Below are 3,057 nucleotides of genomic sequence, written 5' to 3' on the forward strand. Positions count from 1 at the left end.
CCCCTCCAAGTAAAAGTGTAACATCCATGTGTATTCATGGTCTTTTTACACTGTCTACCTTAAGGGGATAATATCATTTCATCCATGTCTTAATTTGGGAAACATTTTTAATTCCGCGTTTCTCCATAATTGTACGATTTGAATAACCATCTTTCTTCATTTCAATTACTTTCCACTTTGTTTCTTCTGGGTCATGAACTCTTGTCGTCATACGAAAAAACACCTCCATTGAATTTGCATACTTAGTATGCGAATTCAGGAGGTGTTTTTTCATGTACCACTATTCGAGTTCACTTCAAACAGAACCAGGGCTTTTGTTATGCTATTGGTTATAACCTCAAAAAGACAGTCGGCCCCACGATCAAAAAAACAACCGAATCAATAAAAGTCAATACAAATGAATACAAGTTAATAGGAATCAATACGGAAAATACTTGTATTTTAATGATTTTTACGGACTTTTACCGATATTTTTTGTAATGACTTGCATTAAATTGTATTTCTTTATATGTATTTGTATTGACTTTTTAGAAGTGTTTAGCATATAATGGAATTACGTTAATCGATTGAAAAATAATCTTTAGGAGGTTTTTATATATGGTAATTCTAAAAGCTGGTGCAGACGCGGGAAACAGTGGATTGAAGTTAAATGTATTAGGTCTTGATCCTTTATTCATACCAAGTATTTATGCACATCATATTGGAGAAGCAACAAACATTTTAAGTGAGGACGATATTTCTGTAGAGGACTTAGAAAATAACATTGATGTTACCATTTCATCACCTACCTTAAAAGCAAACAATCTGCGTTACATTATTGGTCAAAAAGTGATTGATGAAAACATTAAAGGTATTGAAATGGAAAAGAAATCGGATAAATCGAAAGATGATCTTGTGCTACTTGTTACATTAGTTGGTTTAGCAATTACAGCTATGAAAAAACAACCCAATAAAGATAAAATTGATGTTACTTATGATCTTTCTGTTGCATTACCTGTCGCAACAATTACGCCTCAAACAGCACAAGAATTTGTAGAGCGTTATATGAATCATCATACGGTAAAATTCCATCACCCAAGCGGACGTGAAGTAGTAGTTAATATCCAAATTGAATTTTGCAAGTGTTTACCAGAAGGTGCGGCGGGTTCATGGGGAATCGTTTATGATGAAAAAGGTAAAACCATCAAAAGAAAAGTAGAAACTACAGAAGACAAAACTACAGAAATAGACTTTGTTGACAAAACAATATTATCTTTCGATATTGGCGCTGGTACGACAGAAGAAGTTGTTTCTCATGGTGTTAGTTTTAAACATAAAATGAGCCGTGGTTTACCATATGGAGTGAAAGAAACTTTACTTGATATCATCAAGGTTTGGAACTTAAACAATAAACAAAAGACAATAGACAGTATTGCTGAATTTAATGCAATTTATCTTGACTCTGAACATCCTCGCCATATTCGTTTAAAAGAGGCATCACGCGGCGCATTATTAAGTTTAGCAAATCGAATTGCAACTGACATTATTAATAAAATTGATGATATGAAAGATGATCCATATGTATTCATTTATGGTGGCGGTGGCGCAATCATAAAAGAAAGCCTACAGCAAATTTTAGAGCAAAAAGGACGTTTAACAAATGTTATTTTCTTAAAAGACCCACTTTTCGTAAATGCACGTGGATTACTTGTGTACACATGCTCTCCAAGATTTGAAGAATTAAAAGAAAAAGCGCTTGCTCCTATCGGTGAAAAATAATGGCTCGTAAAATATACAAAGCTGGTGATAGAGCAAATGTCTATATTAAGAAAGACATTTCACCAGACATGATCGATTTTATTAACAAACAAAGTGATCTTACAATGTTCTTTTTGTATGCGGCACAACAACTTCATAAGCAAATTGGTAATGTAGATGTAGCGGAAATTTTACCACGTAAATATACATTTGCACTGGATAACGAAATACAACCTTTACCAATCAAACATGATGAAGGTTCGAAAACTGTTCATACACCTGTTTCGAATCGAGCTCATATCGAAACAAGTCAAGAAATAACGAATTCTGGGGAATCCAATGATGATGAAGAAGAAAATACATCGTGGAATAAACTGAATGATTTAGAAGATGATCCATATGCATAATGTTAAGAAAGAGTTGTTCTTTTATAAGAGCAACTCTTTTTTTATTAGGATTATCTTTGTATTGATTTGAAAGCTATGAAGATTATTAAAGAAAATACTTACAAAGACTTGATTAAACTAAGATTACACTTCAAAATTGGAATTGAACGACCTTTGAGCGAGGGAGGATAAACATATGAATGATACAACATCACAAGAACGAGCTTACTGGACACATGAAGTATCTGAAAAACTACAAATATCTGATAGCACTTTAAAGCGCTGGGCGAATGAACTAGAAGTGAGCGGGTATAAATTTGCAAAAGGTGCAAATGACAGTCGCGCATTTACCGCTCAAGATATACAAGCATTAGAAAAGTATAGGTATTTGACCAAAAAACAAAAAGTGAAAAAAGAAGAGGCCGCAACAGCTGTTGTAGAAGAGTTTAAAGAAAAAACGAGCGATTGGGCGCCCCCCGCTCATCAAGAAAACGAACTAACTTTAACTAGCTCACAAGTCGCTCAAACCTTAGAAACTTTCATGAGACAACTTCAAGAGCAAGAGAAAACGAATCAACAAATTCTCCAAGAATTACAGTCTGCTAACGAGTTAAATAAAACTCTGTTATTGCAATATGAACAATTGAAACGAGATTTTGATGAAATGCGTGAATCACAAAAACTTATAGCGTCCACCCAAGAGCAAAAACAAGGATTCTGGTCTAGGCTCTTTTCAAAAAATAAAGACGTATGATGAAAAACTACATCGTGCGTCTTTATTTTTGTTCCACTACACAAATTATTTTTCTTCAAAACTAAATTCTAATTTGCCGTTTGCAATTTAAATCTTTTTTTATATTTTGTAACTACTCAGCTTCCTCACGGAAGCTTTTTTAATTTTACTAGTTTCATATGCCTCTCATTTGTAAATACT

The 3,057-nt window shown here is 33.5% G+C and carries 3 protein-coding genes and 1 pseudogene; 3 read left to right on the forward strand and 1 reads right to left on the reverse strand.

The features are described from left to right. Nucleotides 1-76 precede the first annotated feature (76 nt). Nucleotides 77-211 (reverse strand): annotated as a pseudogene (locus JDS99_RS30240) (IS3-like element ISBt2 family transposase); the annotation flags it as partial. A 386-nt stretch (nucleotides 212-597) separates the two neighbouring features. Here JDS99_RS30240 and JDS99_RS30245 point away from each other — a divergent pair. From JDS99_RS30245 to JDS99_RS30255, 3 genes are all read left to right on the forward strand, one after another. Next, the gene (locus JDS99_RS30245) at nucleotides 598-1,758 is read left to right on the forward strand and encodes a ParM/StbA family protein (protein ID WP_199696419.1); all 1,161 of its coding nucleotides are present in this window, start codon (nucleotides 598-600) and stop codon (nucleotides 1,756-1,758) included. Continuing rightward, nucleotides 1,758-2,144, forward strand: coding sequence for a hypothetical protein (locus tag JDS99_RS30250; RefSeq protein ID WP_199696420.1), 387 nt, complete (start codon nucleotides 1,758-1,760; stop codon nucleotides 2,142-2,144). The genes JDS99_RS30245 and JDS99_RS30250 overlap by 1 nt, the downstream gene beginning before the upstream one ends. 175 nt (nucleotides 2,145-2,319) lie before the next feature. After that, complete coding sequence (locus JDS99_RS30255; protein WP_001000491.1) at nucleotides 2,320-2,877, forward strand: MerR family transcriptional regulator; 558 nt, start codon at nucleotides 2,320-2,322, stop codon at nucleotides 2,875-2,877. Nucleotides 2,878-3,057: the final 180 nt, after the last annotated feature.

Source organism: Bacillus cereus group sp. N6 (assembly GCF_016483705.1).
GTDB lineage: Bacteria > Bacillota > Bacilli > Bacillales > Bacillaceae_G > Bacillus_A > Bacillus_A wiedmannii.

What these genes read in the sequence shown, in the direction of transcription:
- JDS99_RS30250 (WP_199696420.1), top strand. Translation starts at nt 1,758, where the DNA reads ATGGCTCGTAAAATATACAAAGCTGGTGATAGAGCAAATGTCTATATT.
- JDS99_RS30245 (WP_199696419.1), top strand. Translation starts at nt 598, where the DNA reads ATGGTAATTCTAAAAGCTGGTGCAGACGCGGGAAACAGTGGATTGAAG.
- JDS99_RS30255 (WP_001000491.1), top strand. Translation starts at nt 2,320, where the DNA reads ATGAATGATACAACATCACAAGAACGAGCTTACTGGACACATGAAGTA.